This window comes from Brevibacillus schisleri (assembly GCF_055685845.1).
Window position 1 is genome coordinate 4,570,029 of the sequence record NZ_JBVNDM010000001.1, and the last position, 21,601, is coordinate 4,591,629.

Sequence of the window (21,601 nt, forward strand, 5' to 3'; positions counted from 1 at the left end):
AATCAACCTTTCCACTTTTCATTCATGCTTACCGTAAATACACGCCCATTCGTCGCTTTGATAAATAGCCCTCTGTAAGCTGTGGTTGAATGTTTTGTATCCTCATATCGCGTTACTTCGTATCCTTTTTCTCGCAAACTTGCTTCGATTAATTCATTAAGTAGCTCAAGATCATCATCGCGTTTATGTCCTTGTCCAATCATAAAATCACCCCTTCCAAATCCATTCGATAGCTTTAGTAATCGGGTCTCTCCAAGACAAATTCGTCTCCGTCCCACCATTGTGCGTATTTCCACACGACGTTGGTCAAATCAAACTCCGAATCACTTATAGCGTTCTTGTGAATCCACTCTTCCGAATAGCCGAGAGACTTCAACACACCGATGGTTTTGCTGTTCAAGTCAACGTTGGCGTAATAAAGCGCTTCGCCATCAGCTTCGTAGTCCAATACTTCAAGCGTATTTATCAAGTCAATTGCTTCTTGCTTGTCCATTTCCATATCCCACCTTTACAAATCGATTGTTGTGTTCAATCAGCATTCGAAACTGACTTTAAGGTATTTGTTTCCCTCCAAAGGCTTCAAAATGAACCCGCTGTAATCGTCACCGCAGTAGCCGACCTTCTGCCAAATGAACCCGTCATCTTGTTTCGTGTATCGAGTAACATCACCAACAATTACCCCGTAAGCCTTATCCCCTTCTGTCAGCTCTTGCACTTCGACGATCCCCTCTATTCCCCAGTGCAGCATGTCTTCCATGTCCTCAACGAGCTTTTCCATGTACTCGATAACTTGTTTCAAGTCGTTCCCTCCTTTTTAACAAATCGTGTGATGTGTTACACAGCTTTCGCTTTAGGTCCTGCACATCTTTTGCACCAGACTACGTTATCGATAACAACGGCGTTGTCCTCATATGCGTGCGTACTGCATCCGTGGCATTCCCAGTGCCAGCCATCCGCTAACAACACACGCTTAGGTACTTCTCCTAGTTCCCAATACATGTCGTATTCGGGTGCACGCCGGATTCGGATATCAAGGAACTCGACCCATCCTTCAAATTCACCAACCGCATTATTCTTCGCTTGCCCTGGAGTATGTGCGAACACAACTCTGCTGCCATGGTCGCCCCAGTTGTCTCGAGCAATATACGCTTTAGGGTCGTTCATTTTAATCACCCCATTTATCCAAATTATCGATGCACTAAGCGTTTGACCAATTTCTTACCCTGTGCGAACAAGTACAGGAAAGGTGTTGTGTTCCCAATTCATTGACAACCTGACCGTCAGCCTCCAAAATGGAAATATGTGTATCTATCAAGCGAACGGACGGTGAACATAATGCTTGATCGTAAAGATATCGAGACGTATAGAGGCTATGTGATTTTGCAGTATGCTGATGAAAATGGTTTCCGTGTTGATTTTGGCACGCTGCGTTCTAAATTAGTTGAAACGACGGACGACGCTAGAAAGTTGATAGACTACCGTTTGTCGCCTGAAAAGTGGGACTAGCAGAGCGGATAAGCATTTCCGCTCTTTTTTCTTCTCAAAATTACCGTTTTGTTAATCAGTCCATAAACCAGGCCAGGCAAGGAAAGTCTTTCACATCGCTAATGTACTCGCGCAGGGTTATGATTTCCCGTCCCATACCGTTTCTGGCATCGATCTGAACTGGCTTATCCATCGGATACTCGTCAATTTCATATTCGGCAAAATCAGCCTCGCTTATCCTGGTTTGCTGCTTGTACCACTCAACCACTGATTCCCGGTCATATCCGACGACTACCTCATAACGATCCGGTCCAATAGCAAAAGCTTTCAATTCTTTGGTCTTCTCAGCCAGGATGGAATCGAGCCATTGATTTATGTCTTTGCGCAGCTCTTCGTTAGCGGTTTTCTCAGCGTAAGCCTTCAACGCAGTGAATGCCGCCCCATCTTTATCTGGACGGAGAACAAAGCAGTTGTTTACCAGCTCCCCATTGTCCACTTTGCGCACATCGTATTTCACGATCAGACCTTTATTTTCCATCGTTTTTTCCTCCCCAATTTCTTGTATTCCTCTGCCTTCGCAATATAAACACGTTTCATGCTGATCAAAAGTACCCTTACCGCCGCAAGCGTGGCACTTCACCATTCGGACCCGCCTTTCCTGAATAACTATTGAGTAAATAGTGCTATCAATTCCTAAAATTATCCTGTGATATACTTACTTCATCACTTTTCAATGATTGGATGGTACTGCCAATGCTTTTAGATATTTTCCGTGAATGGGCTAAAGACAGATCTCTTTCCCTAAAATTACTTAATGTCACTTCCGAAATTACCACCCATGAATTTGTAAACGGCACAAGGATCGCGGATCCATCATCAAAAGTTTTACATGAATCGCCACACTGTTTTGGCCATATCCTTGTTTGGGAGTCACAACAATTTGAAATGGAAGTGCTTCATATCGAGTCTGAGGAATTAATTTATTGGAAGTATCTTGAGAAAATAGACTGCAATACCAACTTAGACGAAATCACTTCAGACTATTTCCAAGCCCTTCAAAGTGGCTTAAAGCTTTGACACAGTACACAATTTGATAAATTACTCTTTCCTTTCTTTTATCTCTTGGCGCTCCAGGCTCTCTGTCTTCTAAACTCTTCCAACTCCTGCTGATTTGCAATGTACTTATTCCACGACTCATGTATTGTAGCTATATGTTTTTCTTCAAACTTCCTAGTAAGCAACTTTTCAAATAGCAGTGGTGCCAGTTTAGGACCGATTCTCTCAAACCTACCTACAATGACCACAGTTGGATCAGAATACATGCCAATCACATCGAAGATGTACTTTGATTCTTTCGTAAGCTTCCTTTTTTCAGAATCAGTCGGTTGATAGTGGTTACCAGATGATTCTATATGAATTTGGTTACTGATTTCATCAGATTGATCTTGGCTGCTTATTTCTTCGCTTTGATTGTGGTAACCGTTATCTACCTTTTGATTTCGGTTACTATTTTCTTCTTTTACTGTCCATAGTTCCTTGATGCAATCTGTGAAAGTTTCAAAGCTGTCTGCAAAGTCCCAAAATTCTTGAGGCATATTTATGGATACTTTTCGTATGATTCCTTGCTTTTTTCTTCCCGCACCTTCTCTTTTACCACCACGTTTAGATTTAGACATGCATATCACTCCACTTTGATTTCAGTTACTAATATCATATAACCATATCCATTTATTTTCAATTGATTTTAGTTACCGTTATCAAAGTGGAAAGTTTAACAATCTTGAGTTAAGACTCACCCATATCGGTAAAGAAAACTTCACATCTGTAATATAGAAAGCCAGTCACAACTAAAGCAATCACCAAGCAAAGCAACAAATATCCTAAAGGATTAGTAATTAATCCAGCTAACCAATCCACCATCGGAATCATCCCTTTTCACATAATGAGCATTACTGTATCCACCCGATCACACCGAGTTATAATCCCTGTGTTATCATTGAAGAATGCCTAATCTCATATTTCTCATTTAAGAGATGCTGATTTGATAGAGATTTGATGCGCTTTTCATACTCTCTAATTTCATCTGTTTGCTCCGAAAACAGGAGACGCCCTTCATCTAAATTCATAAACTTCACTTTTTTGGCCATACGTCTTTTCAACCTACGTATCTTGCGCTTATCTACTTTATCTGAATATGTTTTTTTCATTATCATGTCCTCCTCAACTTTTACTTAATGAGCATTTTGTTCAATACCATTTGGAAACCGCTGTTTTGTATCTCGCGTTTGAACTTCCCTTCCACCCTTCTTCCTTGCGAAACCTTATGAAGTCTTCTAAGTCGGTCAGGAGCTCGTCAAATTCACTTTTCCAATAACCTTTGTCCTCGTCTGGTGTTCCGTACATCAACAAGGCGTACGACATTTTCGAGATAAAATCAGCAAGCTCTATAGAGTCGTGCCTGAAAGAGGAGTATCCCTTCAAGTCCATGTTGTTTCTGAAATTAGGAACCGCATTGGCGTATTCGTAAATCTTAGATAACATCAATCGTTCCGTTTTCCTCAAACTTATCGCCGCCTTATCTCCCTGAGCATTTTTTATTTTGCTGGACCTTTTACTTCCAAAGTGATCTGCTTGTCTGATTTCAACATGAGATTAAGAACGACATACTTCTCATCATTCAAATCGATTACTGTTCCAGTTGAAACCAAATCACGCTTGCCGAAAATTTCATCGTATCCATATACGCCAACCAGTGCTTTATTTGTAAAAACCGAAACTTTCCTGCCGATATCATCCACCGATTTGTCTGATATATTGAATTCAGCGCAGTGGTTTACAGCACTCAACAATCCAGATTCTTGAACGGTCAGTTCATCTTCCTCTTTACTAAGAAGGCTGCTAGCCATCCGATACGATGCTGAAATCAGACCTTTTAGATACATCCGTTTGACTTCATTCATGATATTTAACCTCCCGATTTAACATAATTGAGCTTGTGTTCCTAACCTCAAAGGCTGAATTGCTCTACAGCCTCATCCATAATGTCTTGGTTAATGCCTATATACCTCAACGTAATTTGCGGATGACTGTGGTTGAAAATTAATTGGAGTGTCGCAATGTCCCGGGTGCGTTTGTAGAAGAAATACCCGAACGTCTTCCGCATTGTGTGGCAGCCAATCTCAGTTAGCCCCAATTTTGCAGCCGTGCCGTTTATGATTTGGTACGATCGTACCCGGGTAATTGGCTGCGTCCGTTTCGACGAGGCGAACAGATATGATTCTGGCTCTTTTCCCATGACGTATTGGGCAATTTCTTTCCTCAGATCTGCATTCAGTTTGAATTTCTTTCGTTTCTTCGTCTTCTTCTCATTGATAAGCAGATGACTTTTCCCTTTTACATCTCGTACTTTTAAAGGCAACAGATCAGAGATTCGCAATCCTGTGTTGATACCCATCACGAACAAAAAGTAGTTCCGTTTCGATTGCTGTAACAGAAGTCTTTTCATATCCTCAATCTTTCCTGGGTCACGTATCGGCTCAACGAAATTCATGCGATTCCCTCCCTAGTGCGATATGATGAGAAAAAGGAGTGTTTCGTATGGAAAAGTCGTTTTACTATTCTGTGCCTTGGTCTGATGTTGGTTATTTGAAAGAGACTCTACAAGCTATCGAGATACCTTTTGTGATTGAGCAGCCATCTAACAGATTGACTCTTGATGAAGGAACCATTGCTTTTGTGTTCCCTGACATGCATGTGCGAGTGTATCGTCATGTTCATGAGCTATTTGGCAGCCATGGGGGGGCTTATCCTAATTCTTCTGTTTGATGTAAAAGTCAACCCAGGCTTCAAAGCTTTTGAGGCGTTCCATCTCAGCTACTACCGATTGCAGTTTTGCAATCCTCGCTGGACCAAATCCGAATTCTTGGCGCAGCGCTTCATATACGATGCCTTTAGCTTGTTCTGCGGTTTCGGAAGCTGCCCTTTGCAAGTTGCCGACATCCACTGGACGCATCGTCTTGTTGTTGTTAATTGGAGGTTTCTTATGCCCTTTCATTGGCTTCGTCCCTCATCTCTTCACGAATGACTTTCCTTTGCCATTCCATCCACTGTTCGCGAGTCACGCTCTCACCCCCGAGCTGCCAAATGCCCCTGTCCCCCGTTCCGTTTCGTCAAGCTTGTCCACCACTTCAAATTGCGCGATAGGCACTACAGCGATTACACCTTGCGCAACCTTGTCGCCTTTTTGGATGATGTAGGAGCCCCTGTCATGCTCCTTACCAAGTGCATCTCTTCCATCAATGAAAACAAACTCTCCAGCAACCATATTCGGTTTCAATTGACTAATGTTGTCCATGATTACAGAAACTTCACCACGATAACCCGCATCTACAGTTCCTGGTGAATTTGATACACGCAACTTCGTTTTTGAATCTACACCTGAACGATTTCTAATCTGCAATTCGAAACCCTCTGGTAACGCGAAGGCTAATCCTGTGGGAACCTTCTTCGTTTCCCCAGGTTTTATAAGCACATCATCCACTGCCACTAAATCAAATCCAGCATCCATTGCCCTAGCATATTGCGGCACTACTGCATCTTGATGGAGTTTTTTGATTTGCACATTCACCTTTTGAACCTGTTCCAATCAATTCATCCCCTTTAGGAAATTTCAGTAACGTACAGTTCGATCCGTGGTTCGAATCCATAAGTTTTCGTTGCATCTACAGAAACGATCTGCTTGTCATCTAACCAAACAACCTTGTTTAATGCGTCTGTACAGCCTTTGATGAGGTTGTCTAAATCAGGCGTACTTGTGTGAGGCTTCTCCAAAGCATCCCAGCGTTTCTTTTTGCTCCAACTAGCCGGTATTGGCATTATGAAAACAATCTTTAGGGCTAGTGCCGAAGTCAGCTTGGCCATACCTCGCATTTGCTCCAGCGCAGCATGGGCGATTATCAATTTGTAATCCCTGTATCTAATAGCCCGTTCATCTACATACTGTTGTCTCCGAGTTGTCCGTACGGCGCCCATCGGATCGATACTGAATAGGAATTTTTTTGCCGCGCTATCTGTAGTCATTTTTGCGGCTTCCCTCCACCCTTTTTCCAGTTGTTCACCTTGGACAAATTGCTCGACTCTCTTATCCAGTCACTTACTGCTTTCGGAATGATCGTGATTGGCGGGCCTTTCTTCCCCATACTCATCCCTCACATTCAAATTATTGTATGAATCTTGAAATGAAACTCTAGGATGCTCCGTAATCGACTGTTTACTCCTATCCATGCATTCAGTCGATTCTAATTCTTCCGTTGAAATTTACCCTGTTTCCGTTCGTCTGGCAGCGCGCTAGCAGTATCGGAAGTATGTCTTCACTGGTCGCTTTGCGTATGACTCTAGTTTGGTTGTCTTTCGATCATTCTTGCGATTCAAGTCTCGGAAGAGCGATCGCGCATTTGCTTTTGATTTCATTCAGGCTTACACCCCCGTGTTTTAGTCCTGATAAATCATGAGTTGGTGCGACTAACATTTCGTCTTCGCCTTTCAGCACAATAAACTCTTCCGGCAATACTGTGCTTCGGGCGAAGTCAACAACTGTGTATGTTTTCCCGTGATAATCAAGTTGCATGTCATTACTCCCCTATCAGGCGATAATTCAATTCGAATGGATTTCCAGATACCTCTACGGTGTAGTCCTTGCACATCTGCACCAATCTGGAACCAATTCCCTCGTCAGCCTTTACAATTTTCTCGAAAGACCACTCAGACGAAAGCATGAGGGGCTTTTTTTCTAAGTAGCGATAGTTCACGATCCCGAATAACTGCTCTAATTGGAATGCTGTCGGCCCACCGCGACCATGCTCGTCCATCGGTCTACCCTTGAACAAATCGTCTATGAATAGCAACTCACATTCCTTGAGCATGTTCACGCGCTTGTTCAGCAAGTCGAAATCATCTTTTATTTCGTTCCAACCTTCGACCCAAGGAAAGTACGTTACAGGCACATTCTGATGCATCAGGTTGTTGCAAGCAGCCATGAGCAAATGAGTTTTTCCAACCCCAGGATTCCCAAGAAACGCAATTGAATTTCTCCGTTCTTTGCGTATCTTCTCAAACTTCATGGTGTAATCTTTGGCTACTTGGAACAACTCTCTTACGATTTCTGGACGACCATCTATGGAGAAGTTTTTAAATCCTTTCTCCTTGAAATCCTCAGTGATCTTGCTGGCTGCTAAGGTGCGCTTTTTTAGATAGCATGTGCACCATTCCCAACTTTCGCACTTTATTTGTCGCGTTTCAGTGATCCATTCGCCGCCCACTAATTTGGTGAACACTTTGTCTTCATACCACGTCCGCAAGATACCTTGTACTCCGTTGCATTTAGAACAAACTGTCTTGTTCGGCTGGTTCGAATTCTCGTTTTTTGGTTGGGACTTTGAAGCCGTCAAACGGGCTTGTTCCGCCCTTGCTTGGATTCGCTCCAGAACTTTGTCTAGTCCCTCCATGTTGCGCGCCTCCTTTTACAGCCTTCTTACGTTCATATTCAGCTTGTTCTGCCATAGCTGCTTCGATAGTTTTAATTCCGTCTCGATGCCAACTCATCAAAATGGATTCGACATAATTCCATGTTCGTACGTTTGCTTTAATTGATCTTCTCATAGCCTCGATAATCATTTCAGTTGGCAACTCTGTTTCCCAAGCTATGATATCTTGCTGAACCATCGATGGGATTGATCCACCAAAATTCATTTCGTAGAACAGGAAGGGGTTACTATCTGCATCTGCATAAATATCTTTTTTATTACCATTGTTATCATTATTACCATTATTGTTTGTGTCCTTTTGCTGTCCTTTTGCTGTCCTTTTCGTGTCCTCTGAGCTGTCCTTTTTGCTGTCCGCATCCGAGGATTCAGATTGGTAAAAGCCCCAATTTACAACGGTTATGACGCTAAATTTGCTGTCCGTCTTGATGTCCAAGCAGCCGTCCTTTTTTAAGAAGTCTATATTATTTCGGACAGTTGACTCAGGCATGCCTAATTCTCTTGCAGCTGCCTTTCTTCCGTATACAAATTGACCTGGAAGAAGCTTCACTTTTTGCTTACCTACCATCTGCTCATGTTCTTTGTGTCTGGCTTTCAATAAGCACCAAGCAAACGTTTTGAATAGCTTTTCGTTTTGGAAAACTGGGCTATCAAGTATTTTTCTGTGGAGCGATACCCACCCATTTAACACCACCTACCACCTTCTTTTTACATCTCGTCCTGTCTTCTATAGATGCTCTGCAACCCACTCATTTCAGCTTGTATCGCTTTTGAAGACTCAACTGTAGCTTTAAAAAGAGATTCAGCCAGGTCGCGTTCAAACTTCAAATCTGCAACGTTTCCTCTTGCCAGATCGCTAATCAGTGTTGCAGGGAAATTTTCAGCTCGTAATTTCAGTATTTCTTGGCGTAATGCAACGCGGTATTCCCGTTCCTTTTCGGCATATGCTTTTGCCTGAGTACGAAGTTCTTTTGGAAGCTTGTCCAGGCGCTGCGATACTCTTCGGATATCATCAACGAGTTTAATGTGATCCATTGGCATTTCCTTTTTCTTTGGACATTTCGAGAAGAGTAAAGTAGGTTTGTTTCTTTACATCTTCAATCAATTCGAATAGTTCCCGAGGAGTGTATCCGAAATCATCAACCAGCGCCGCAAGTGTCCCGACCAAAATCTGATGCCCGATGTTGTCCTGGTCAAACTTCGTTGATTTTGTTTCGTTCATGAGCATCCTCCTTGTACAATCTCCTCAAATACTCCCCAATCCGTTCTCTTGTAGCTTTGCTGCTATGCGCCAATTCATGGCAGCTGACGCATAGCATGACCAGGTTGTCTTCTGTACCTTTCCCGAGCTGCGATCTATAAACGTGATGATGGCATTGCAGACTGTCTCCACGACTGCATAAGATGCATTGATCGTTGTCGCGTTCAAATACCTTTGCGTAGGTTTGAGGCTTAATGCGGCCCTGTTCCTTGCGTTTAGGGGCACGCCGTTTGTGATCCGGTTTAGGCGCTGGATTAAATGGCATCATGTTTACCACCGCCTAAAACGGCAAGTCATCGTCTGAAATGTTGATAGGCTTTCCAGCATTTGCGAACGGATCACCAAACGGGTCAAAGTCATTGTTAGCTGGTTTACGGTCTTCTTTGTTTCTGTCGAGGAATTCCACGTTTTCAGCAACCACCTCAGTCACAAATACCTTTTTCCCTTCTTTGTTGTCGTATGAGCGCGTCTGCATTCGGCCCTCAATAGCTGCCTTGCGTCCCTTCTTCAAGGAAGAGGCGCATAGATCTGCAAGTTTTTGCCAAGACACAATGTTGATGAAGTCCGTTTCTTTCTCGCCAGCCTGATTGGTGCGAGGGCGATTAACTGCCACAGTAAAAGTAGCAACAGCAACACCATTTGGTGTGTAGCGAAGTTCTGGATCTTTCGTCAAGTTGCCAATGAGAATGACTTTATTCATCTATAACAACGCCCTTTTCAATTAGTTTTTGTGTCAAGAACTCGTTCATTTGTTGCTCTGTATTACCTTTGTTGATCATGTTTTTAAACCACTTGTCGAATTCATCCAGGTTGCCTGCAAGTTGCTCCCACTTTGCTTTCAATACTGATTTGGACTTTTGTTCCAATTCAGCATTGCTTATCTTGTCAGGATCTTCTCCAGTCGGAATAGCAAATGTCCTGAGAAGAAGATATTTGTAGCTATAAGTCATTGCCTTGCCTACACCTTTGTCTTGCGTATCTGCACCTGTACCGGACGAGACAGCTGTTTCAAATTCGCCAGTTTCAGTATCGATAATCTTATATTTCACGTTGACTGTTGAAAGTGTACCTTCCCTGCTGTGCTCTTGTTCTGCTGGGATGATGATTAATCCATGTTTAATTAAGCTTGCACGTACAGCGGTGGTTACCTTTTCTTCTGATATCGCTTTATACTTTGTTTGACCAAACTCTACTTTGTCGTCCTTTTGTAGATATTCGACTTCCTTCATGACTTCGTGGATTTTCTTATAGAGCTGTGCTTTGCTCATCCTACAATCTCCACCTTAAATGCTTCTGGTTGCTCCATTACAGCGATACCTTCGATAAAGTTGCCAGTCTCCACATCAACAACACGACCATCTTCCATAACCTGCACAGATGCTTTTAGAGTCTGCTTGTCCAACTCTTGCTTTACCCTGATAAATTTGTCCAACCCATTTGATTGCACTGATTCTAGGGCCTTCTGCTCGTCATATTCCCATTTGGGCTGTTGTTTACGGAAGCTGACTTTTCCATATGGCGTTGTCGATTTCCATTTAGGATCAGCTGCGCGTTGTTGCCTTGCGTAATCTTCTATTAACATGGTGAGGAATTGTTTGTGATCGTCGATCTCCTTGGATACCTTTACTTCCCAGGCCCGAATGCGTTCATATTCCTTCTGAGCTAGTGCATCATTTTCTTTACGCTTCGCTTCTAGAGCAGCAAGTTTTCGAAGTGTCCAGTTGAGTGAATCCAAGTCAGTGATACGGAATCGCTGCTTGATTTCTTCCTCTTGCAGATGAAAAGCAATTTCTTGAAGTTCATCCAATTCCAAATGCGCCAATGCATTCATGTAAAACCCTCCCTAAATCGAGTTTGTCATGCCCCTACCTCTACATAACCGTTACAGCTCCGATGACTGTGCCACGCTCGACTGAATGTTTAGTATTCTCCTGCCGTAATCGTCACGGCTCCCAGATGATTAAACAGGCATCTGTCGTTGCAGAAATATGATTGGTCCAACGTTGTAACAAGTTGTCCATCATAAATTTCACTGCCGCAGCCTTCGTGATCGCAATGAGCCACAACCTTTGCTTCTTGTTGATCAGGCAATCCCTGAGAGAACCGATCTAAATTAACTGGCATCGGCTTCACCTCTTTCAAAACCTTCTGGATATAGTGGCAGCAACTTTTCACGAATTTCTGCATCTACCTCACGAATTTTCTGTTTACACTGTTCAACATCTTCTTTCATGCTGGCAATACGGCACTCGTCTTGCTTCAAGCTGTCCAGCACAAATTCATGTAACTGAAGCTTTCTCACCAACGTGCTACGGTATATTTCTAACTCTTCGTATGTTTTCATTTGACCACTTCCACCTTTCCGTGGTACTCTACCGTTAACATTTTTTGTTTTTAGGCAGTCTGTTGCGAGCAGACTGTTTTTTCTTTTAATTGGGCAGTCAATTCACGCGTAATCTTCACACAGCTTTCATGTAAACGCATATCGCCTTCTGTCTTTGCGGTCATCATGAGTTGCTGATAATAAGCTAGGGTCCTGCGGCTATCCTGGTTGATCAGCTTGTCCATCACGCCATCAACTTCTTTCTCATAGCTTTTAAGCGTTGATGTACACGCTGTTGGGATATGCCCATCTTTTTCCCTATTTGTGGCGCCCTGTCTCCATTAAGTAGACAAGTTACAATAAACGGCTCGTATTTCATCGCTTCTGCTATCCGATCATTCAACTCAATGTTTCCAAATAACTTTTCTTCTAACCCAACTTCATTTGGGATAATATCTAGCATCATTAGAGGAACATCGTTTTTTTGGCTTACTATGTTGTAGATAGAAACTGTTCTTGCTACCCTTTTCTCGGCGTTTTCATAATCTATAAGCTTGCTCATTTGCGATCGAATCCACGGCACTGCATAAGTTGCAAATTTTGTCCCACGGGATGGATCGTACTTATTGGCGGCGATCCAAAGACCAATTAAACCTGCTTGGTAATAATCATCTTTGTCGAAAAATCCATTTGGATTGATTTTGAATCTTTTCATTACATGCCTAATTAACTTCTGGTGTTTCGCAATATCAATATCCACATCACTCACCTCGCTAAAATAATCCATTTGTTTGGTTTGCTCGTTCGCTTTCTGTTGATTTCATCTCGCACAACTTGTCTGATTTGTTGATACAGATATTCAGTCGGCCTGATGCGTTCTTTCTCGAATGAAGTGACATCACTTTCCTGGACACCGATCAACTCAGCCAAACCTTTTCGAGTTAAACCAGCGGCCGTTCTCATGTTCAAGATGAATTCTGCAAAGTCTGCTCGTGTGGTTTGTTCCACTTTTTCTCACCTCGCTTCAACTAGCAAATGTAAGTTGCAGATTCGCTTCCTCTACCTCGCGTAAAAGCTTTCCTTGTAGTGACCATTGCTTGAGATACTCCTTAGCCCTATCGCAATCCTTAAGCGCTGTATCCCTGTAGGACCCAACATTGAAGTAATCCTTGTAGTCACTCCAGATGGAACTGAATAGCTTGTCCCGCAGAGGCTTATTTTGATATGCTGGCGTTTCTTTGCCACCAACGATCGTAAGGATTTGATTCTTTGCGACCTTCTGTAAGGACAACTGCTGACCGTAATCTATGGTCATGTTGTCTTCGAGTTTTTCAACGCGGGTTTCGATTTCTTGCGTCTTTTTGTCAATGGTGAAAATCGCTTGTAACTCTCTACTGAGTCCGAGGTATGGGTTAACCACTTGACGTTCCATTTCTTCGAACTTTGTGACATAAGCTGCTGTGAAGAGTACGCCTTTTTCTCCAGTGAGTTTGTTGGCGACCATATCACAGCCTTTACGGGTGAGGAGGTAACATTCGTAGGTTTTGTTGTTACCATCCACTTTGTAGGTGTTTGGGATAAAGAAATCCTGAGAACGGAATTCTCCGTTTTCTAAATGCTGGATGTAACCTTTGATCTTTTCGAGAAGGTCCGCGTGTCTTACAAAGATCATTTCCGCCACTTCTCTGCTGTCCACTAACAACTGCCCATTTTGTTGAACGATTTGTAACTGACTCATACTTTCATCCCCTTTCTACTAGTCCATTATTCGGAACTCAAGGAATAGTTTTCAGTTTCCTGTTGCTTAATCCATAAGTCTAAGCTTCTTTGAGAGAAAATTATCTTTGGTCTCCGTGAGTTTTTTGCACCTATCTTAAAATGCGGAATCAATTTATCCCTGCACATGTTGTAAAGGCAATCTTCGGAAGTGCCTATGTATCTAGCTGCCTCGGGGATATTTAATCTTCTTTGCTCATACTGCTCAATCGCTTCTTTCTGAAGTTTTTCTTGCAACACTGGCAAAAGTTTCTCCGCAAGTTGTTCAACTAATCCTTCAAGGAAGTCTGGATTTTTATTTGTACTCATTGTTGGCCTCCCTTCAACTTACATCAGAGAGAAGATCATCCTTAATCAACTGCAACAACTCTCCAGACAAAGTTTCTTTTACAGCAGCAATTCTGAATTTCTTTGAATCGATTCCTAATACGTCAGCGAGTGCTACATTGATCTCATCTCTTGCCGGAGCAAGTTTTCCGTTTTGTAATTTGCTAAGGATTGCTTTATCAAGAATCACTCCTTTTCTCGAAAGTCTCCTACAGATTTGAGCAAGTGACAAATCTGCATCTTGGATGCCATTCTTAAGTATTTTGGCGTACATCATTGAACTTCACCTCAGTGTTATTGTGACTTAGAATTCACTGTTGACTTTTTGATCACCACTAATTGATTTTCATATTAAACCTGATTCGAAATTCAGTCAATGATTAAAACGTCACAAAAATAAAATAGTGTTGATTAAAAAGTCAACACTGTGGTAACATTACTACTAATAGAGAGTGTAAAGGTGCTGAAAAATCGAGATGACTTATTCTCAAATTGTGGACGAGTATATTAGGAGCTCTGGCATGAGTTTGGCGCAAATAATTAAAGAAATGGAGGAAAAGAAAGGGATTAAAGTAGATAGATCATATATTTCAAAACTAAGAAACAACCCTAAATATCCAGCATCCGAAGAGATTAATAAGGCATTTGCTGAAGTAACTGGCGGCGATCCAGATAGATTAATCTGGGAAGGTTATTATGAAACAGCTCCACAATCAGTTAAAAGGATCCTTGATAAGGTAAATGATTTTGAGATTTTGGTAAAACCTCTCATAGAAAAGAAACTATTGAATGTGGAGTTTGATGGGTATGAGAGTATTGGCGGGGTTTCGCGAGAAGAATTGAACGAAGGGATTAATTATGCCAATTCCCTTGAATTCATAAACTCATTAGACAAGGCCGAAAAACTTGAACTTTTATTAGATTTATTGACTAATTTAGCGATACAAAACCCAAGTCAATATGACCAATATATATCTGATTTAAACCAGTGTAATAAATTTCAAGTTTCCGAAGATATGAGTAGTTATTCAGTTGAAAAAATGTATAAGCTCCCCGTTCTTGGAACCATTGTTGCTGGAAAACCTTTAGAATTCTACGAATACAACGATGGATATACATTAATTGACCCCGATTTATTAAGAGGTAGAGATGGGTTTGCATTACGTGTAAAAGGGGATTCAATGACCGGAGACCGGATATTAGATGGGGATGTTGTTATAGTTTTAAAACAAGAAGAAGTACAACCACATGAAATAGCGGTGGTTACAATTGATGGTTCAGAAGCAACCCTTAAACGCGTTAAACGACAAGGCGATATGGTAATGCTTGTATCTTCTAATCCAAACTACGAACCGATGTTATACCACTCAAAAGACATTAAGATTTTAGGGAAAGTTGTAGAGGTTAAATTTTGGCCTAATAAATAAGGGGGTTATTATAGTGGCATCAATTGAAAAACGCGGGGAAAACTCATACCGGTTAATTGTAGAAACCGGATACGATTCACATGGTAAACGTTTAAAGAAAAGCAAAACTATCCGTATTGAAGAAAAATTAACACCGAAAAAACTCAAAGAATACTTAGAACTTGAATTGGCTAAATTTAAAATTGAAGTTGAGGCAGGAGAGTATATATCGCCAGAAAAAATGACTGTTTCAAATTTCATTAATGAGTGGATTGATAAATATGCCAAGAACAACCTTGAAGCAAAAACACTTGAAACCTACATGGGCCATATTAACAACAGGATTATTCCAGAATTCGGCCATATGAAATTAGATCAAATCAAACCAATGCATATTCTTTCTTTTATTCGCAAGTTAGAAAATGACGGTATTAGACAAGACGGTAAAAGCGGAAGATTATCCACTGGGACAATTGAATACATCTACCGGGTATTAAAAAACGTATTCAATCGAGCTACCGATTGGCAAGTTATTAAATCAAACCCAATGGAAGCAATAAAAAAACCAAAAGTCGAACATGCAGAAATGTCAGTGTATGATGAGTGGGAATCTCAATTGCTCTTCGCTGCCCTGGAAAAGGAGAGTTTAATGTGGAGGGTGATGATTACTATTGCCTTAACAACCGGTTTACGACGCGGGGAACTATTGGGTCTTGAGTGGAAAAATGTTGATCTAAATGAATACACAATAGATGTAAAGCAGTCCTTAACTTATGTGAAAGATATTGGCTATATCGTCAAAGAACCTAAAACAAAGAATTCGAAGCGAATTGTATCTATTCCTGAAAGCCTAATCCCCGATCTAAAAGCATTAAAACTTGAATCATCAAAAGACAGAATGAAATCTGCAGAGCTTTGGGAGGATGGCGAGTATTTCTTTGTTTTCTCATCAGACTTTGGAAAACCCTTGTATCCTTCTAGCGTAAAAACATGGTGGTCACGTTTCACAAAAAGACACAATCTAAAATACATCAGATTTCATGATTTGAGACACACATCTGCTACTTTGCTTATTAACAAAGGAGTACATGCGAAGATAATTTCAGAGCGACTTGGACATGCAAACATCCTAACCACTATGAACGTTTATGGTCATGCACTAAGGTCTGCTGACAAAGAAGCGGCTAAACACTTTGATTCTCTCTTCGAACCCAACGTAAAAAACAAAGCGTAGAGAATTCGTCCCCAATCCGTCCCCAAATCAAAACTTATAATTTTTTGAGATGGATAAGAAATAAGAAAAACCCTTGATTACCAAGGGTTTCAGCATTCGATATATGGTGATCCGGACTGGGTTCGAACCAGCGACCCCCACCCTGTCAAGATGGTGCTCTCCCAACTGAGCTACCGGATCATGGGATATGTGTGTGATCGTTTAATGGTGGGCCCTGTAGGACTCGAACCTACGACCAATCGGTTATGAGCCGACCGCTCTGACCAACTGAGCTAAGGGCCCGAATCGTATCGGACGTCGATCACATTTATTACTATACAGCATCGTAAAATGGATTTCAAGAGGAAATGAATAATTTCTTGTAAAAATTTTCACTCGTACCAAAAGAACACTAAGAAACCCAGTGAAATCAGGCTTGTTTTCCCCTTGTAAAAAGCCATTCTCCACCGCTGCTGCCCACCTCCCCCTACAAAACAAGGAGATCACCTACCTGATGGCATCACTTCTTACATGGCTGCATCAAGCATATGAGCTACACCAGTGGAGAATTGACTCTGCCAGACAAAAACGATCCAATAAAGCTAACAACAACAAACAAGATAATTAGGTAACGATCGAAGCAAACACCCTCAACCCAAACCTAACCTACCCCGCCTGCTCCGTCCCTTTCTCTTTCTCCTCGACACGCAGCTCGGCTTCCTATTGCTTCGACGCCTCATTTCGTGCCAACTCGGCCTCCTGCTCATCTCTCATCCGATGGGCCATGCGGCTAGACGCATTGGCTGCCACACTCGCCACGAGGTCGTCCAAAAACGTGTGAACACGTCCCTCTCCCGATTTGGTATCGAGCCTTTTAATCACCCCGACCTTGTGCTTATCCAAATGCCCAAAGGTGGTCACCGCGATACTTCCATATCCAAATACGGAGCCTAGTGCCAATGTTTCGTCGCATCCGAATAGTCCTTCATCTGACGCAATGATGGATTGGAGCGGCTCGGACAAGAGGCCTTTCTCTGCTAACGTATCCAACTCAACGCCAACCAGGATGGCGTGCTGCATTTCTCTTTTTTCCAAGACCGCTTTCACGCTCTCGATGCACTGCGCCATTGTGAGATCTGGATGGTAAGGCGACTGCATGAGATAGACGATCTCTGCGATATCATCCAACGTCACTCCGCGTTCTGCCAAACGTGCGAGAGCAGCGTTTCTGACTTCGATGCTGTGTACTTGCTTCTTCATATAAGAGACAACCCCTTCCACAAATCGAGTGAAGTCGTTTTCCTACCATAGTATCACACACGAGCCAAATTGCGACAATCTTTCGCCCAATGCCGAACTCTACACCCAAACTATTGGGCATGCCCGCTCGCTCCTGTATAATAATGAACAGGAATATCCCAATAAGGAGGACAACGCAGTGGCCCTTGAGGAAATCATCTTGGAAAGCCGGCATTTGGGGACGCCGGAAAAGCTGATTGTCTACACACCCCAACGCTATTCGCCACTCTACTCGTATCCAGTCCTCTACGTACAGGATGGGGAAGATTACTTGGCGCTGGGCAGAATGGCTTCTTTGCTGGATCAATTGAATGGGGACAAAGAATTGCCTGATATCATCGCTGTCTTTCTCCCTGTCGAGAAAAGCAAACGGAACGACCGTTATCATCCGGATGGTAAGGAGCACATGGCCTACCGACGCTTCCTCGCCGAAGAGGTCGTGAGCTATGTCGATACGCATTACTCCACACATCCTTTGGGAAACGCACGAACCCTTCTTGGGGAATCTTTGGGCGGGGTTGTCTCTCTGTTCACCGCGCTTAACTATCCACATACGTTTGGACAAGTTGCCTGCCAGTCGATTGCCATGGACGCAAAGCTAAATCGTCTGGTAGCGGACGCTGACTTTTCCGTACCACAAACCATTTATTTGGAAATTGGGACGGAGGAGACGACAGTAAGCACGGGGCGTGGCACATTGAATCTTCTTGCGGCCAATGAGGAATTGCGCGAGATTTTGGGCACGAAAAAAGCCACCCTCATTTATGAAACGTTTGAGGGTGACCATACGTGGGGCCACTGGCAGCGCAATCTACCGCGTATGCTAAAGACGCTTTACGGGTAAACTTACCGTGGCTGTTCTTCTTGTGGACCTTCATCCTTGATCGTCGATACGAGAGCCTCTTCGAATTCTCCTTTTCGTATCGCAGTCAAGATCGTGAAGGTCAGCACAGACAGTAGAAGCAGGACGAGAAAAATGAATGTGATCATCATAGCCGTATGCATGCCATGCGGCACCTCCTTGCACTACACAGTCTTTCCTTTGGCGCAAGGAATATACGGACCCACGCTTAACATTACACAAATGAAGAATTTTCTGTTAAAATAATATCTTGTAGAGCATGATAGATAGTAAGGAGGAGTGGTTCTGATGATGTACAGTATCGTAATATTCCCATCTAGCAAGGTGCAAGAAGTAGCCAACTCTTACCGGAAACGTTATGACCCGGGCTATGCTTTGGTTCCTCCGTATATCCGTTTGAAGGAAGCCTTTGAGCTGGACGAAGCGAAGCTGCCTGAGCTGGTGAGCCATCTGGAGCAGGTTGCCTCCTCTACTGACAGTTTTTCAGCTCATTTCCATCGGGTATCTTCTTTCCACCCTACCACCAACGTGATCTATTTGGCTGTGCAAAACAAAGAACCATTTAACGAGCTGCATCAAAAGATTGCCAATCAGTGTGTGAATGAAAAAGAAACCTACGCATACGTACCGCATCTGACCATCGGGCGCGACCTGTCCGACGATGAGCTGCGTGATGTAACCGGTCAACTAAGCATGGCAAAAATTGACCTGAACAGCGAAATTGATCGCTTCCACTTGGTTTATCAGCTCGAAGATGGCATCTGGAGCGTTTACCAGACTTTCCTTCTCAAAAAATAAACACCCTATCCTCAACCACCAACCCTCCCTGCGTATCCATCGTAGGGAGGGATATTTTCTAAAAAAGGACGAATACGATGAACTTGCAAACCTACCAGATCCAAAGAGTCACCACGGAAAAAGAATTGGCGGATGCCCTGTCAGTACGCCGAATCGTTTTCATCGAGGAACAGGAAGTACCAGAAGAGTTGGAAATCGATGAGCATGACACCCTTGATAGCGGGACGATTCATTTTGTGGCCTACCGCGATGGAAAGCCAGTGGGCGCTAGCCGTATCCGTACCTACGCACCTGGTGTGGGAAAAATCGAACGGGTGGCGGTTGCCAAAACAGAACGCGGTACCGGGCTGGGCCGCCAAATCATGCTTGAGATGGAAGAGCTCTCCAAGCAACACGGATATGACAGCCTGAAGCTGAATGCACAGACGCAAGCCCAACGGTTTTATGAAAAGCTCGGCTATGAACCTTTTGGCGACTTATTTGACGATGCAGGTATCGAGCATATTGCGATGGTCAAATCCATTCGCGAATAAGGGAAGCTGCGTGTAGCTCCATTTTCTCTTTCAGAAAAACAACCTCGTTTTCGTTATGATCAGCATGCGAAACGAGGTTGTTTTTCATTTGCCCCAGAGAAAAGAATTATTTCACCAATGGTTTCCGGATTGCCTCAATGACGCGATCAAAAGAGTCAGCACCGTAGCCCTCTGCTACTTTCTGTGTGGCCAATGTTAGCAATGGCATCAACCACTCAACAGGGATTCCCTGTTCCTGGCTGGCATGGATGATGTGTTCAAGTCCTAGTTTGTTCGTATTCAAATTGGACACATCTGTCGTGAAGTCTCCTTCATCACGTGCCCGTGCGGCAACCGGATCTGTTAAGAGCGGGGCAATCAAGTGATTTACCCAGTTGGTTGCGTACGGAAGAAACTCTGTTCCTGTTATGTTTGCCGTACTTAATAGGGCATGTGCATGCATGGAGCCATACCAAGCCCCATACATCATGGTAAGCAGCGACAAATCATAGATCAACGGAACACCATAGTCTTCACCGAGATAGGCAGCGTTACCTCCCAGCAATTTCAATGTCGGTTCATATGCTTCAAATAGAGCCTTCGACCCACCGTAGAAAATGAGTGTTTCGGGCAGTCCAATCATTTGAGGGATAGCCATGATCGCTCCATCCAGATATTGCCCACCGTGCTCGCTTACCCACTTGGCTGTCTTGCGTGCATCCTCCGGTGTTCCTGTAGTGAGGTTGACGATGACACGCCCTGATAATTCATTTTCTAAGGGCGCAAGCTGCTCTTGCATGACTTTGTAGGTTGATAAGCAAACAACGACCAAGTTGCTTGCCGCGATTGCCTCTCTCACACTGCCCGCCAGCACTGCTCCCTTCTCAACCAGACCTTTGGCTTTATCTGCTGAACGATTCCAGACAGTCGTTGGATGACCGCCTTTTAGAAAAGCATCCGCGAGTGCTACTCCCATATGGCCAAGGCCAATAACAGTTACAGAGGCAGGAATTGATGCTGAATTCACAGGTCGACACTCCATTCGTTTTATTTTTCCAAGCGAGAAGATCCGGCGCTACATGCAAGGTCTACCGCTCTTGATTGCGATTCTAAAGCTTTACACTAGTGTGAATGTCAATACAAAAATCAACTCTTCTTGACACTGCACACCCAGTGGAATAACATGGAACTAGAAACATACGATATCGTATCTTTTGAGGTGAACCATGCAATACGTACGTGAAGATTGGATTCGGGCGGGGCTCGATATGTTGGCTGAAGCAGGCATTGACGCTGTTCGTGTAGAGCCTCTCGCCAGAAAACTGAAGATCAGCAAAGGGAGCTTTTATCATCACTTTCCAGATCGTCAAGCACTGTTAGACTCCATGATCGATTATTGGGAGGAGCATGCGACCGAGCGGATCATTCGAGCGCCACACTCGGACAGCATGTCGTTGGAACAGCTTTTGTCGAGCGTTTTTAGTAGCGAGCGAAAAACCGAAGCCGCTATCTACAATTGGGCGAAACAGCATCCTGCCCTTTCCAAACGTCTCGTGGAAATCGAGCAACGCAGAATCGGCTTCGTAGCCTCCCTGTATGAGAAAAAAGGGCTGGCTCCGGCTGATGCAAAGGCACGCGCTCAACTCGCGTACCTCCTCTATATTGGCTGGCTCGTTCGCCGAGAGCTGGAAACGCCTTTTGATATGTCCGCACCCTTGCAACATTTTATGACTTGGATTTGATTCCCACTTCCCCCTTTCTGCCTGACAGATTGTCTCGTGCAGGGGTTTTTTTACCCAA

42 protein-coding genes and 2 tRNA genes are annotated in these 21,601 nt (G+C 43.3%); 9 read left to right on the forward strand and 35 right to left on the reverse strand.

What is annotated here, in order from left to right:
• Positions 1 to 2 precede the first annotated feature (2 nt).
• The 3 genes from ACUUHJ_RS21535 to ACUUHJ_RS21545 are packed head-to-tail and all read right to left on the reverse strand — an operon-like array spanning position 3 to position 799.
• The gene (locus ACUUHJ_RS21535; RefSeq protein WP_472299890.1) at positions 3 to 203 is read right to left on the reverse strand and encodes a hypothetical protein; all 201 of its coding nucleotides are present in this window, start codon (positions 201 to 203) and stop codon (positions 3 to 5) included.
• 32 nt (positions 204 to 235) lie between these two features.
• Complete coding sequence (locus ACUUHJ_RS21540) at positions 236 to 493, reverse strand: hypothetical protein (protein WP_472299891.1); 258 nt, start codon at positions 491 to 493, stop codon at positions 236 to 238.
• Positions 494 to 532: 39 nt separating this feature from the next.
• Positions 533 to 799 carry a hypothetical protein gene (locus ACUUHJ_RS21545; RefSeq protein WP_472299892.1) on the reverse strand — a complete coding sequence of 89 codons (267 nt, stop codon included), beginning with the start codon at positions 797 to 799 and terminating at the stop codon, positions 533 to 535.
• A gap of 536 nt (positions 800 to 1,335) precedes the next feature.
• Here ACUUHJ_RS21545 and ACUUHJ_RS21550 point away from each other — a divergent pair.
• The gene (locus tag ACUUHJ_RS21550; RefSeq protein WP_472299893.1) at positions 1,336 to 1,506 is read left to right on the forward strand and encodes a hypothetical protein; all 171 of its coding nucleotides are present in this window, start codon (positions 1,336 to 1,338) and stop codon (positions 1,504 to 1,506) included.
• A gap of 55 nt (positions 1,507 to 1,561) precedes the next feature.
• Here ACUUHJ_RS21550 and ACUUHJ_RS21555 read toward each other — a convergent pair whose 3' ends face one another.
• Positions 1,562 to 2,023 (reverse strand): hypothetical protein, encoded by a 462-nt coding sequence (locus ACUUHJ_RS21555; protein ID WP_472299894.1) that lies wholly within the window; start codon positions 2,021 to 2,023, stop codon positions 1,562 to 1,564.
• A gap of 215 nt (positions 2,024 to 2,238) precedes the next feature.
• Between ACUUHJ_RS21555 and ACUUHJ_RS21560 the strand changes: the two genes are divergently transcribed.
• Positions 2,239 to 2,562, forward strand: a complete 324-nt coding sequence (locus ACUUHJ_RS21560) for an immunity protein TriTu family protein (protein WP_472299895.1) — start codon at positions 2,239 to 2,241, stop codon at positions 2,560 to 2,562.
• Between the two features lie 38 nt (positions 2,563 to 2,600).
• Here ACUUHJ_RS21560 and ACUUHJ_RS21565 read toward each other — a convergent pair whose 3' ends face one another.
• The 5 genes from ACUUHJ_RS21565 to ACUUHJ_RS21585 form a co-directional block, all read right to left on the reverse strand.
• Positions 2,601 to 3,161: a hypothetical protein gene (locus tag ACUUHJ_RS21565; RefSeq protein WP_472299896.1), complete on the reverse strand. Its 561-nt coding sequence runs from the start codon at positions 3,159 to 3,161 to the stop codon at positions 2,601 to 2,603.
• 300 nt (positions 3,162 to 3,461) lie between these two features.
• The gene (locus ACUUHJ_RS21570; protein WP_472299897.1) at positions 3,462 to 3,692 is read right to left on the reverse strand and encodes a hypothetical protein; all 231 of its coding nucleotides are present in this window, start codon (positions 3,690 to 3,692) and stop codon (positions 3,462 to 3,464) included.
• A 40-nt stretch (positions 3,693 to 3,732) separates the two neighbouring features.
• The gene (locus tag ACUUHJ_RS21575; protein WP_472299898.1) at positions 3,733 to 4,029 is read right to left on the reverse strand and encodes a hypothetical protein; all 297 of its coding nucleotides are present in this window, start codon (positions 4,027 to 4,029) and stop codon (positions 3,733 to 3,735) included.
• Positions 4,030 to 4,079: 50 nt separating this feature from the next.
• A complete protein-coding gene (locus tag ACUUHJ_RS21580; RefSeq protein ID WP_472299899.1) occupies positions 4,080 to 4,445 on the reverse strand; it encodes a hypothetical protein in 366 nt (121 codons plus the stop codon).
• Between the two features lie 47 nt (positions 4,446 to 4,492).
• On the reverse strand, positions 4,493 to 5,035 hold the full coding sequence (locus ACUUHJ_RS21585; protein ID WP_472299900.1) for a tyrosine-type recombinase/integrase: 543 nt from the start codon (positions 5,033 to 5,035) through the stop codon (positions 4,493 to 4,495).
• 47 nt (positions 5,036 to 5,082) lie between these two features.
• Here ACUUHJ_RS21585 and ACUUHJ_RS21590 point away from each other — a divergent pair, with 47 nt between their 5' ends.
• Positions 5,083 to 5,310, forward strand: a complete 228-nt coding sequence (locus ACUUHJ_RS21590; RefSeq protein ID WP_472299901.1) for a hypothetical protein — start codon at positions 5,083 to 5,085, stop codon at positions 5,308 to 5,310.
• Here the strand turns inward: ACUUHJ_RS21590 and ACUUHJ_RS21595 are convergent.
• The 21 genes from ACUUHJ_RS21595 to ACUUHJ_RS21695 all read right to left on the reverse strand — a co-directional run bounded on the left by ACUUHJ_RS21595 (position 5,294) and on the right by ACUUHJ_RS21695 (position 13,988).
• Positions 5,294 to 5,539 (reverse strand): hypothetical protein, encoded by a 246-nt coding sequence (locus ACUUHJ_RS21595; RefSeq protein WP_472299902.1) that lies wholly within the window; start codon positions 5,537 to 5,539, stop codon positions 5,294 to 5,296. The genes ACUUHJ_RS21590 and ACUUHJ_RS21595 overlap by 17 nt on opposite strands.
• A 63-nt stretch (positions 5,540 to 5,602) precedes the next feature.
• Complete coding sequence (gene dut, locus ACUUHJ_RS21600; RefSeq protein WP_472299903.1) at positions 5,603 to 6,130, reverse strand: dUTP diphosphatase; 528 nt, start codon at positions 6,128 to 6,130, stop codon at positions 5,603 to 5,605.
• Between the two features lie 14 nt (positions 6,131 to 6,144).
• Positions 6,145 to 6,564 carry a RusA family crossover junction endodeoxyribonuclease gene (locus ACUUHJ_RS21605; protein WP_472299904.1) on the reverse strand — a complete coding sequence of 140 codons (420 nt, stop codon included), beginning with the start codon at positions 6,562 to 6,564 and terminating at the stop codon, positions 6,145 to 6,147.
• The gene (locus ACUUHJ_RS21610; RefSeq protein WP_275553039.1) at positions 6,561 to 6,683 is read right to left on the reverse strand and encodes a hypothetical protein; all 123 of its coding nucleotides are present in this window, start codon (positions 6,681 to 6,683) and stop codon (positions 6,561 to 6,563) included. The genes ACUUHJ_RS21605 and ACUUHJ_RS21610 overlap by 4 nt, the downstream gene beginning before the upstream one ends.
• A 215-nt stretch (positions 6,684 to 6,898) precedes the next feature.
• A complete protein-coding gene (locus ACUUHJ_RS21615) occupies positions 6,899 to 7,111 on the reverse strand; it encodes a hypothetical protein (protein WP_472299905.1) in 213 nt (70 codons plus the stop codon).
• Between the two features lie 4 nt (positions 7,112 to 7,115).
• Positions 7,116 to 7,931 (reverse strand): ATP-binding protein, encoded by an 816-nt coding sequence (locus ACUUHJ_RS21620; protein WP_472301227.1) that lies wholly within the window; start codon positions 7,929 to 7,931, stop codon positions 7,116 to 7,118.
• On the reverse strand, positions 7,864 to 8,715 hold the full coding sequence (locus ACUUHJ_RS21625) for a DnaD domain-containing protein (RefSeq protein ID WP_472299906.1): 852 nt from the start codon (positions 8,713 to 8,715) through the stop codon (positions 7,864 to 7,866). Before ACUUHJ_RS21625 ends, ACUUHJ_RS21620 begins: the two co-directional genes overlap by 68 nt.
• A 17-nt stretch (positions 8,716 to 8,732) precedes the next feature.
• Entirely contained in the window at positions 8,733 to 9,059 is a 327-nt protein-coding gene (locus tag ACUUHJ_RS21630; protein WP_173624432.1) for a hypothetical protein, read from the reverse strand.
• Entirely contained in the window at positions 9,046 to 9,246 is a 201-nt protein-coding gene (locus ACUUHJ_RS21635) for a hypothetical protein (RefSeq protein WP_472299907.1), read from the reverse strand. The genes ACUUHJ_RS21630 and ACUUHJ_RS21635 overlap by 14 nt, the downstream gene beginning before the upstream one ends.
• Positions 9,218 to 9,553 carry an HNH endonuclease gene (locus ACUUHJ_RS21640; RefSeq protein WP_472299908.1) on the reverse strand — a complete coding sequence of 112 codons (336 nt, stop codon included), beginning with the start codon at positions 9,551 to 9,553 and terminating at the stop codon, positions 9,218 to 9,220. The genes ACUUHJ_RS21635 and ACUUHJ_RS21640 overlap by 29 nt, the downstream gene beginning before the upstream one ends.
• Before the next feature lie 12 nt (positions 9,554 to 9,565).
• Entirely contained in the window at positions 9,566 to 9,985 is a 420-nt protein-coding gene (locus ACUUHJ_RS21645) for a single-stranded DNA-binding protein (protein WP_472299909.1), read from the reverse strand.
• Complete coding sequence (locus tag ACUUHJ_RS21650; RefSeq protein ID WP_472299910.1) at positions 9,978 to 10,553, reverse strand: ERF family protein; 576 nt, start codon at positions 10,551 to 10,553, stop codon at positions 9,978 to 9,980. Before ACUUHJ_RS21650 ends, ACUUHJ_RS21645 begins: the two co-directional genes overlap by 8 nt.
• Positions 10,550 to 11,116 (reverse strand): host-nuclease inhibitor Gam family protein, encoded by a 567-nt coding sequence (locus tag ACUUHJ_RS21655; protein WP_472299911.1) that lies wholly within the window; start codon positions 11,114 to 11,116, stop codon positions 10,550 to 10,552. Before ACUUHJ_RS21655 ends, ACUUHJ_RS21650 begins: the two co-directional genes overlap by 4 nt.
• A gap of 89 nt (positions 11,117 to 11,205) precedes the next feature.
• Positions 11,206 to 11,409 (reverse strand): hypothetical protein, encoded by a 204-nt coding sequence (locus ACUUHJ_RS21660; RefSeq protein ID WP_472299912.1) that lies wholly within the window; start codon positions 11,407 to 11,409, stop codon positions 11,206 to 11,208.
• Positions 11,399 to 11,629, reverse strand: coding sequence for a hypothetical protein (locus ACUUHJ_RS21665; RefSeq protein WP_472299913.1), 231 nt, complete (start codon positions 11,627 to 11,629; stop codon positions 11,399 to 11,401). The genes ACUUHJ_RS21660 and ACUUHJ_RS21665 overlap by 11 nt, the downstream gene beginning before the upstream one ends.
• 50 nt (positions 11,630 to 11,679) lie before the next feature.
• Positions 11,680 to 11,856: a hypothetical protein gene (locus ACUUHJ_RS21670; RefSeq protein WP_472299914.1), complete on the reverse strand. Its 177-nt coding sequence runs from the start codon at positions 11,854 to 11,856 to the stop codon at positions 11,680 to 11,682.
• Positions 11,853 to 12,368, reverse strand: coding sequence for a sigma-70 family RNA polymerase sigma factor (locus tag ACUUHJ_RS21675; protein WP_472299915.1), 516 nt, complete (start codon positions 12,366 to 12,368; stop codon positions 11,853 to 11,855). The genes ACUUHJ_RS21670 and ACUUHJ_RS21675 overlap by 4 nt, the downstream gene beginning before the upstream one ends.
• Before the next feature lie 5 nt (positions 12,369 to 12,373).
• Positions 12,374 to 12,616: a helix-turn-helix domain-containing protein gene (locus tag ACUUHJ_RS21680; protein ID WP_472299916.1), complete on the reverse strand. Its 243-nt coding sequence runs from the start codon at positions 12,614 to 12,616 to the stop codon at positions 12,374 to 12,376.
• A gap of 16 nt (positions 12,617 to 12,632) precedes the next feature.
• Positions 12,633 to 13,346, reverse strand: a complete 714-nt coding sequence (locus ACUUHJ_RS21685; RefSeq protein ID WP_472299917.1) for an ORF6C domain-containing protein — start codon at positions 13,344 to 13,346, stop codon at positions 12,633 to 12,635.
• 26 nt (positions 13,347 to 13,372) lie between these two features.
• A complete protein-coding gene (locus tag ACUUHJ_RS21690) occupies positions 13,373 to 13,693 on the reverse strand; it encodes a helix-turn-helix domain-containing protein (RefSeq protein ID WP_472299918.1) in 321 nt (106 codons plus the stop codon).
• Positions 13,694 to 13,706: 13 nt separating this feature from the next.
• On the reverse strand, positions 13,707 to 13,988 hold the full coding sequence (locus tag ACUUHJ_RS21695) for an XRE family transcriptional regulator (RefSeq protein WP_472299919.1): 282 nt from the start codon (positions 13,986 to 13,988) through the stop codon (positions 13,707 to 13,709).
• A 244-nt stretch (positions 13,989 to 14,232) separates the two neighbouring features.
• On the opposite strand from ACUUHJ_RS21695, the gene ACUUHJ_RS21700 reads away from it, so the two are divergent.
• Positions 14,233 to 15,138: a LexA family protein gene (locus ACUUHJ_RS21700; protein WP_472299920.1), complete on the forward strand. Its 906-nt coding sequence runs from the start codon at positions 14,233 to 14,235 to the stop codon at positions 15,136 to 15,138.
• Positions 15,139 to 15,151: 13 nt separating this feature from the next.
• Positions 15,152 to 16,351 carry a site-specific integrase gene (locus ACUUHJ_RS21705; protein WP_472299921.1) on the forward strand — a complete coding sequence of 400 codons (1,200 nt, stop codon included), beginning with the start codon at positions 15,152 to 15,154 and terminating at the stop codon, positions 16,349 to 16,351.
• Between the two features lie 104 nt (positions 16,352 to 16,455).
• On the opposite strand, the gene ACUUHJ_RS21710 is transcribed toward ACUUHJ_RS21705, so the two are convergent.
• The 3 genes from ACUUHJ_RS21710 to ACUUHJ_RS21720 form a co-directional block, all read right to left on the reverse strand.
• A tRNA-Val gene (locus tag ACUUHJ_RS21710) sits at positions 16,456 to 16,531 on the reverse strand.
• Between the two features lie 25 nt (positions 16,532 to 16,556).
• Positions 16,557 to 16,633, reverse strand: a tRNA-Ile gene (locus tag ACUUHJ_RS21715).
• Between the two features lie 417 nt (positions 16,634 to 17,050).
• Entirely contained in the window at positions 17,051 to 17,590 is a 540-nt protein-coding gene (locus tag ACUUHJ_RS21720) for a phosphatidylglycerophosphatase A family protein (protein ID WP_026134194.1), read from the reverse strand.
• A 178-nt stretch (positions 17,591 to 17,768) separates the two neighbouring features.
• Here ACUUHJ_RS21720 and ACUUHJ_RS21725 point away from each other — a divergent pair, with 178 nt between their 5' ends.
• Positions 17,769 to 18,473: an alpha/beta hydrolase gene (locus ACUUHJ_RS21725; RefSeq protein WP_472299922.1), complete on the forward strand. Its 705-nt coding sequence runs from the start codon at positions 17,769 to 17,771 to the stop codon at positions 18,471 to 18,473.
• A 2-nt stretch (positions 18,474 to 18,475) separates the two neighbouring features.
• On the opposite strand, the gene ACUUHJ_RS21730 is transcribed toward ACUUHJ_RS21725, so the two are convergent.
• The gene (locus ACUUHJ_RS21730; protein WP_015892263.1) at positions 18,476 to 18,634 is read right to left on the reverse strand and encodes a hypothetical protein; all 159 of its coding nucleotides are present in this window, start codon (positions 18,632 to 18,634) and stop codon (positions 18,476 to 18,478) included.
• Between the two features lie 145 nt (positions 18,635 to 18,779).
• Here ACUUHJ_RS21730 and ACUUHJ_RS21735 point away from each other — a divergent pair, with 145 nt between their 5' ends.
• Both ACUUHJ_RS21735 and ACUUHJ_RS21740 read left to right on the forward strand, forming a co-directional pair.
• Positions 18,780 to 19,289 carry a YjcG family protein gene (locus tag ACUUHJ_RS21735; protein WP_015892264.1) on the forward strand — a complete coding sequence of 170 codons (510 nt, stop codon included), beginning with the start codon at positions 18,780 to 18,782 and terminating at the stop codon, positions 19,287 to 19,289.
• Positions 19,290 to 19,366: 77 nt separating this feature from the next.
• On the forward strand, positions 19,367 to 19,822 hold the full coding sequence (locus tag ACUUHJ_RS21740; protein WP_472299923.1) for a GNAT family N-acetyltransferase: 456 nt from the start codon (positions 19,367 to 19,369) through the stop codon (positions 19,820 to 19,822).
• Positions 19,823 to 19,928: 106 nt separating this feature from the next.
• Here ACUUHJ_RS21740 and ACUUHJ_RS21745 read toward each other — a convergent pair whose 3' ends face one another.
• Positions 19,929 to 20,828 (reverse strand): NAD(P)-dependent oxidoreductase, encoded by a 900-nt coding sequence (locus tag ACUUHJ_RS21745; RefSeq protein WP_472299924.1) that lies wholly within the window; start codon positions 20,826 to 20,828, stop codon positions 19,929 to 19,931.
• Between the two features lie 199 nt (positions 20,829 to 21,027).
• Between ACUUHJ_RS21745 and ACUUHJ_RS21750 the strand changes: the two genes are divergently transcribed.
• Positions 21,028 to 21,543, forward strand: a complete 516-nt coding sequence (locus ACUUHJ_RS21750) for a TetR/AcrR family transcriptional regulator (RefSeq protein ID WP_087349183.1) — start codon at positions 21,028 to 21,030, stop codon at positions 21,541 to 21,543.
• Positions 21,544 to 21,601: the final 58 nt, after the last annotated feature.

Excerpts from the sequence above, each read along its gene's own strand:
- ACUUHJ_RS21580 (WP_472299899.1), bottom strand. The coding sequence starts at position 4,445 with ATGAATGAAGTCAAACGGATGTATCTAAAAGGTCTGATTTCAGCATCG.
- ACUUHJ_RS21645 (WP_472299909.1), bottom strand. The coding sequence starts at position 9,985 with ATGAATAAAGTCATTCTCATTGGCAACTTGACGAAAGATCCAGAACTT.
- ACUUHJ_RS21660 (WP_472299912.1), bottom strand. The coding sequence starts at position 11,409 with ATGCCAGTTAATTTAGATCGGTTCTCTCAGGGATTGCCTGATCAACAA.
- ACUUHJ_RS21560 (WP_472299895.1), top strand. The coding sequence starts at position 2,239 with ATGCTTTTAGATATTTTCCGTGAATGGGCTAAAGACAGATCTCTTTCC.
- ACUUHJ_RS21750 (WP_087349183.1), top strand. The coding sequence starts at position 21,028 with ATGCAATACGTACGTGAAGATTGGATTCGGGCGGGGCTCGATATGTTG.
- ACUUHJ_RS21540 (WP_472299891.1), bottom strand. The coding sequence starts at position 493 with ATGGACAAGCAAGAAGCAATTGACTTGATAAATACGCTTGAAGTATTG.
- ACUUHJ_RS21665 (WP_472299913.1), bottom strand. The coding sequence starts at position 11,629 with ATGAAAACATACGAAGAGTTAGAAATATACCGTAGCACGTTGGTGAGA.
- ACUUHJ_RS21610 (WP_275553039.1), bottom strand. The coding sequence starts at position 6,683 with ATGGGGAAGAAAGGCCCGCCAATCACGATCATTCCGAAAGCAGTAAGT.
- ACUUHJ_RS21585 (WP_472299900.1), bottom strand. The coding sequence starts at position 5,035 with ATGAATTTCGTTGAGCCGATACGTGACCCAGGAAAGATTGAGGATATG.
- ACUUHJ_RS21720 (WP_026134194.1), bottom strand. The coding sequence starts at position 17,590 with ATGAAGAAGCAAGTACACAGCATCGAAGTCAGAAACGCTGCTCTCGCA.
- ACUUHJ_RS21695 (WP_472299919.1), bottom strand. The coding sequence starts at position 13,988 with ATGATGTACGCCAAAATACTTAAGAATGGCATCCAAGATGCAGATTTG.
- ACUUHJ_RS21550 (WP_472299893.1), top strand. The coding sequence starts at position 1,336 with ATGCTTGATCGTAAAGATATCGAGACGTATAGAGGCTATGTGATTTTG.
- ACUUHJ_RS21685 (WP_472299917.1), bottom strand. The coding sequence starts at position 13,346 with ATGAGTCAGTTACAAATCGTTCAACAAAATGGGCAGTTGTTAGTGGAC.
- ACUUHJ_RS21590 (WP_472299901.1), top strand. The coding sequence starts at position 5,083 with ATGGAAAAGTCGTTTTACTATTCTGTGCCTTGGTCTGATGTTGGTTAT.
- ACUUHJ_RS21615 (WP_472299905.1), bottom strand. The coding sequence starts at position 7,111 with ATGCAACTTGATTATCACGGGAAAACATACACAGTTGTTGACTTCGCC.
- ACUUHJ_RS21740 (WP_472299923.1), top strand. The coding sequence starts at position 19,367 with ATGAACTTGCAAACCTACCAGATCCAAAGAGTCACCACGGAAAAAGAA.
- ACUUHJ_RS21535 (WP_472299890.1), bottom strand. The coding sequence starts at position 203 with ATGATTGGACAAGGACATAAACGCGATGATGATCTTGAGCTACTTAAT.
- ACUUHJ_RS21735 (WP_015892264.1), top strand. The coding sequence starts at position 18,780 with ATGATGTACAGTATCGTAATATTCCCATCTAGCAAGGTGCAAGAAGTA.
- ACUUHJ_RS21650 (WP_472299910.1), bottom strand. The coding sequence starts at position 10,553 with ATGAGCAAAGCACAGCTCTATAAGAAAATCCACGAAGTCATGAAGGAA.
- ACUUHJ_RS21565 (WP_472299896.1), bottom strand. The coding sequence starts at position 3,161 with ATGTCTAAATCTAAACGTGGTGGTAAAAGAGAAGGTGCGGGAAGAAAA.
- ACUUHJ_RS21635 (WP_472299907.1), bottom strand. The coding sequence starts at position 9,246 with ATGAACGAAACAAAATCAACGAAGTTTGACCAGGACAACATCGGGCAT.
- ACUUHJ_RS21730 (WP_015892263.1), bottom strand. The coding sequence starts at position 18,634 with ATGCATACGGCTATGATGATCACATTCATTTTTCTCGTCCTGCTTCTA.
- ACUUHJ_RS21630 (WP_173624432.1), bottom strand. The coding sequence starts at position 9,059 with ATGGATCACATTAAACTCGTTGATGATATCCGAAGAGTATCGCAGCGC.
- ACUUHJ_RS21595 (WP_472299902.1), bottom strand. The coding sequence starts at position 5,539 with ATGAAAGGGCATAAGAAACCTCCAATTAACAACAACAAGACGATGCGT.
- ACUUHJ_RS21570 (WP_472299897.1), bottom strand. The coding sequence starts at position 3,692 with ATGAAAAAAACATATTCAGATAAAGTAGATAAGCGCAAGATACGTAGG.
- ACUUHJ_RS21640 (WP_472299908.1), bottom strand. The coding sequence starts at position 9,553 with ATGATGCCATTTAATCCAGCGCCTAAACCGGATCACAAACGGCGTGCC.
- ACUUHJ_RS21700 (WP_472299920.1), top strand. The coding sequence starts at position 14,233 with ATGAGTTTGGCGCAAATAATTAAAGAAATGGAGGAAAAGAAAGGGATT.
- ACUUHJ_RS21605 (WP_472299904.1), bottom strand. The coding sequence starts at position 6,564 with ATGACTACAGATAGCGCGGCAAAAAAATTCCTATTCAGTATCGATCCG.
- ACUUHJ_RS21690 (WP_472299918.1), bottom strand. The coding sequence starts at position 13,693 with ATGAGTACAAATAAAAATCCAGACTTCCTTGAAGGATTAGTTGAACAA.
- ACUUHJ_RS21655 (WP_472299911.1), bottom strand. The coding sequence starts at position 11,116 with ATGAATGCATTGGCGCATTTGGAATTGGATGAACTTCAAGAAATTGCT.
- ACUUHJ_RS21555 (WP_472299894.1), bottom strand. The coding sequence starts at position 2,023 with ATGGAAAATAAAGGTCTGATCGTGAAATACGATGTGCGCAAAGTGGAC.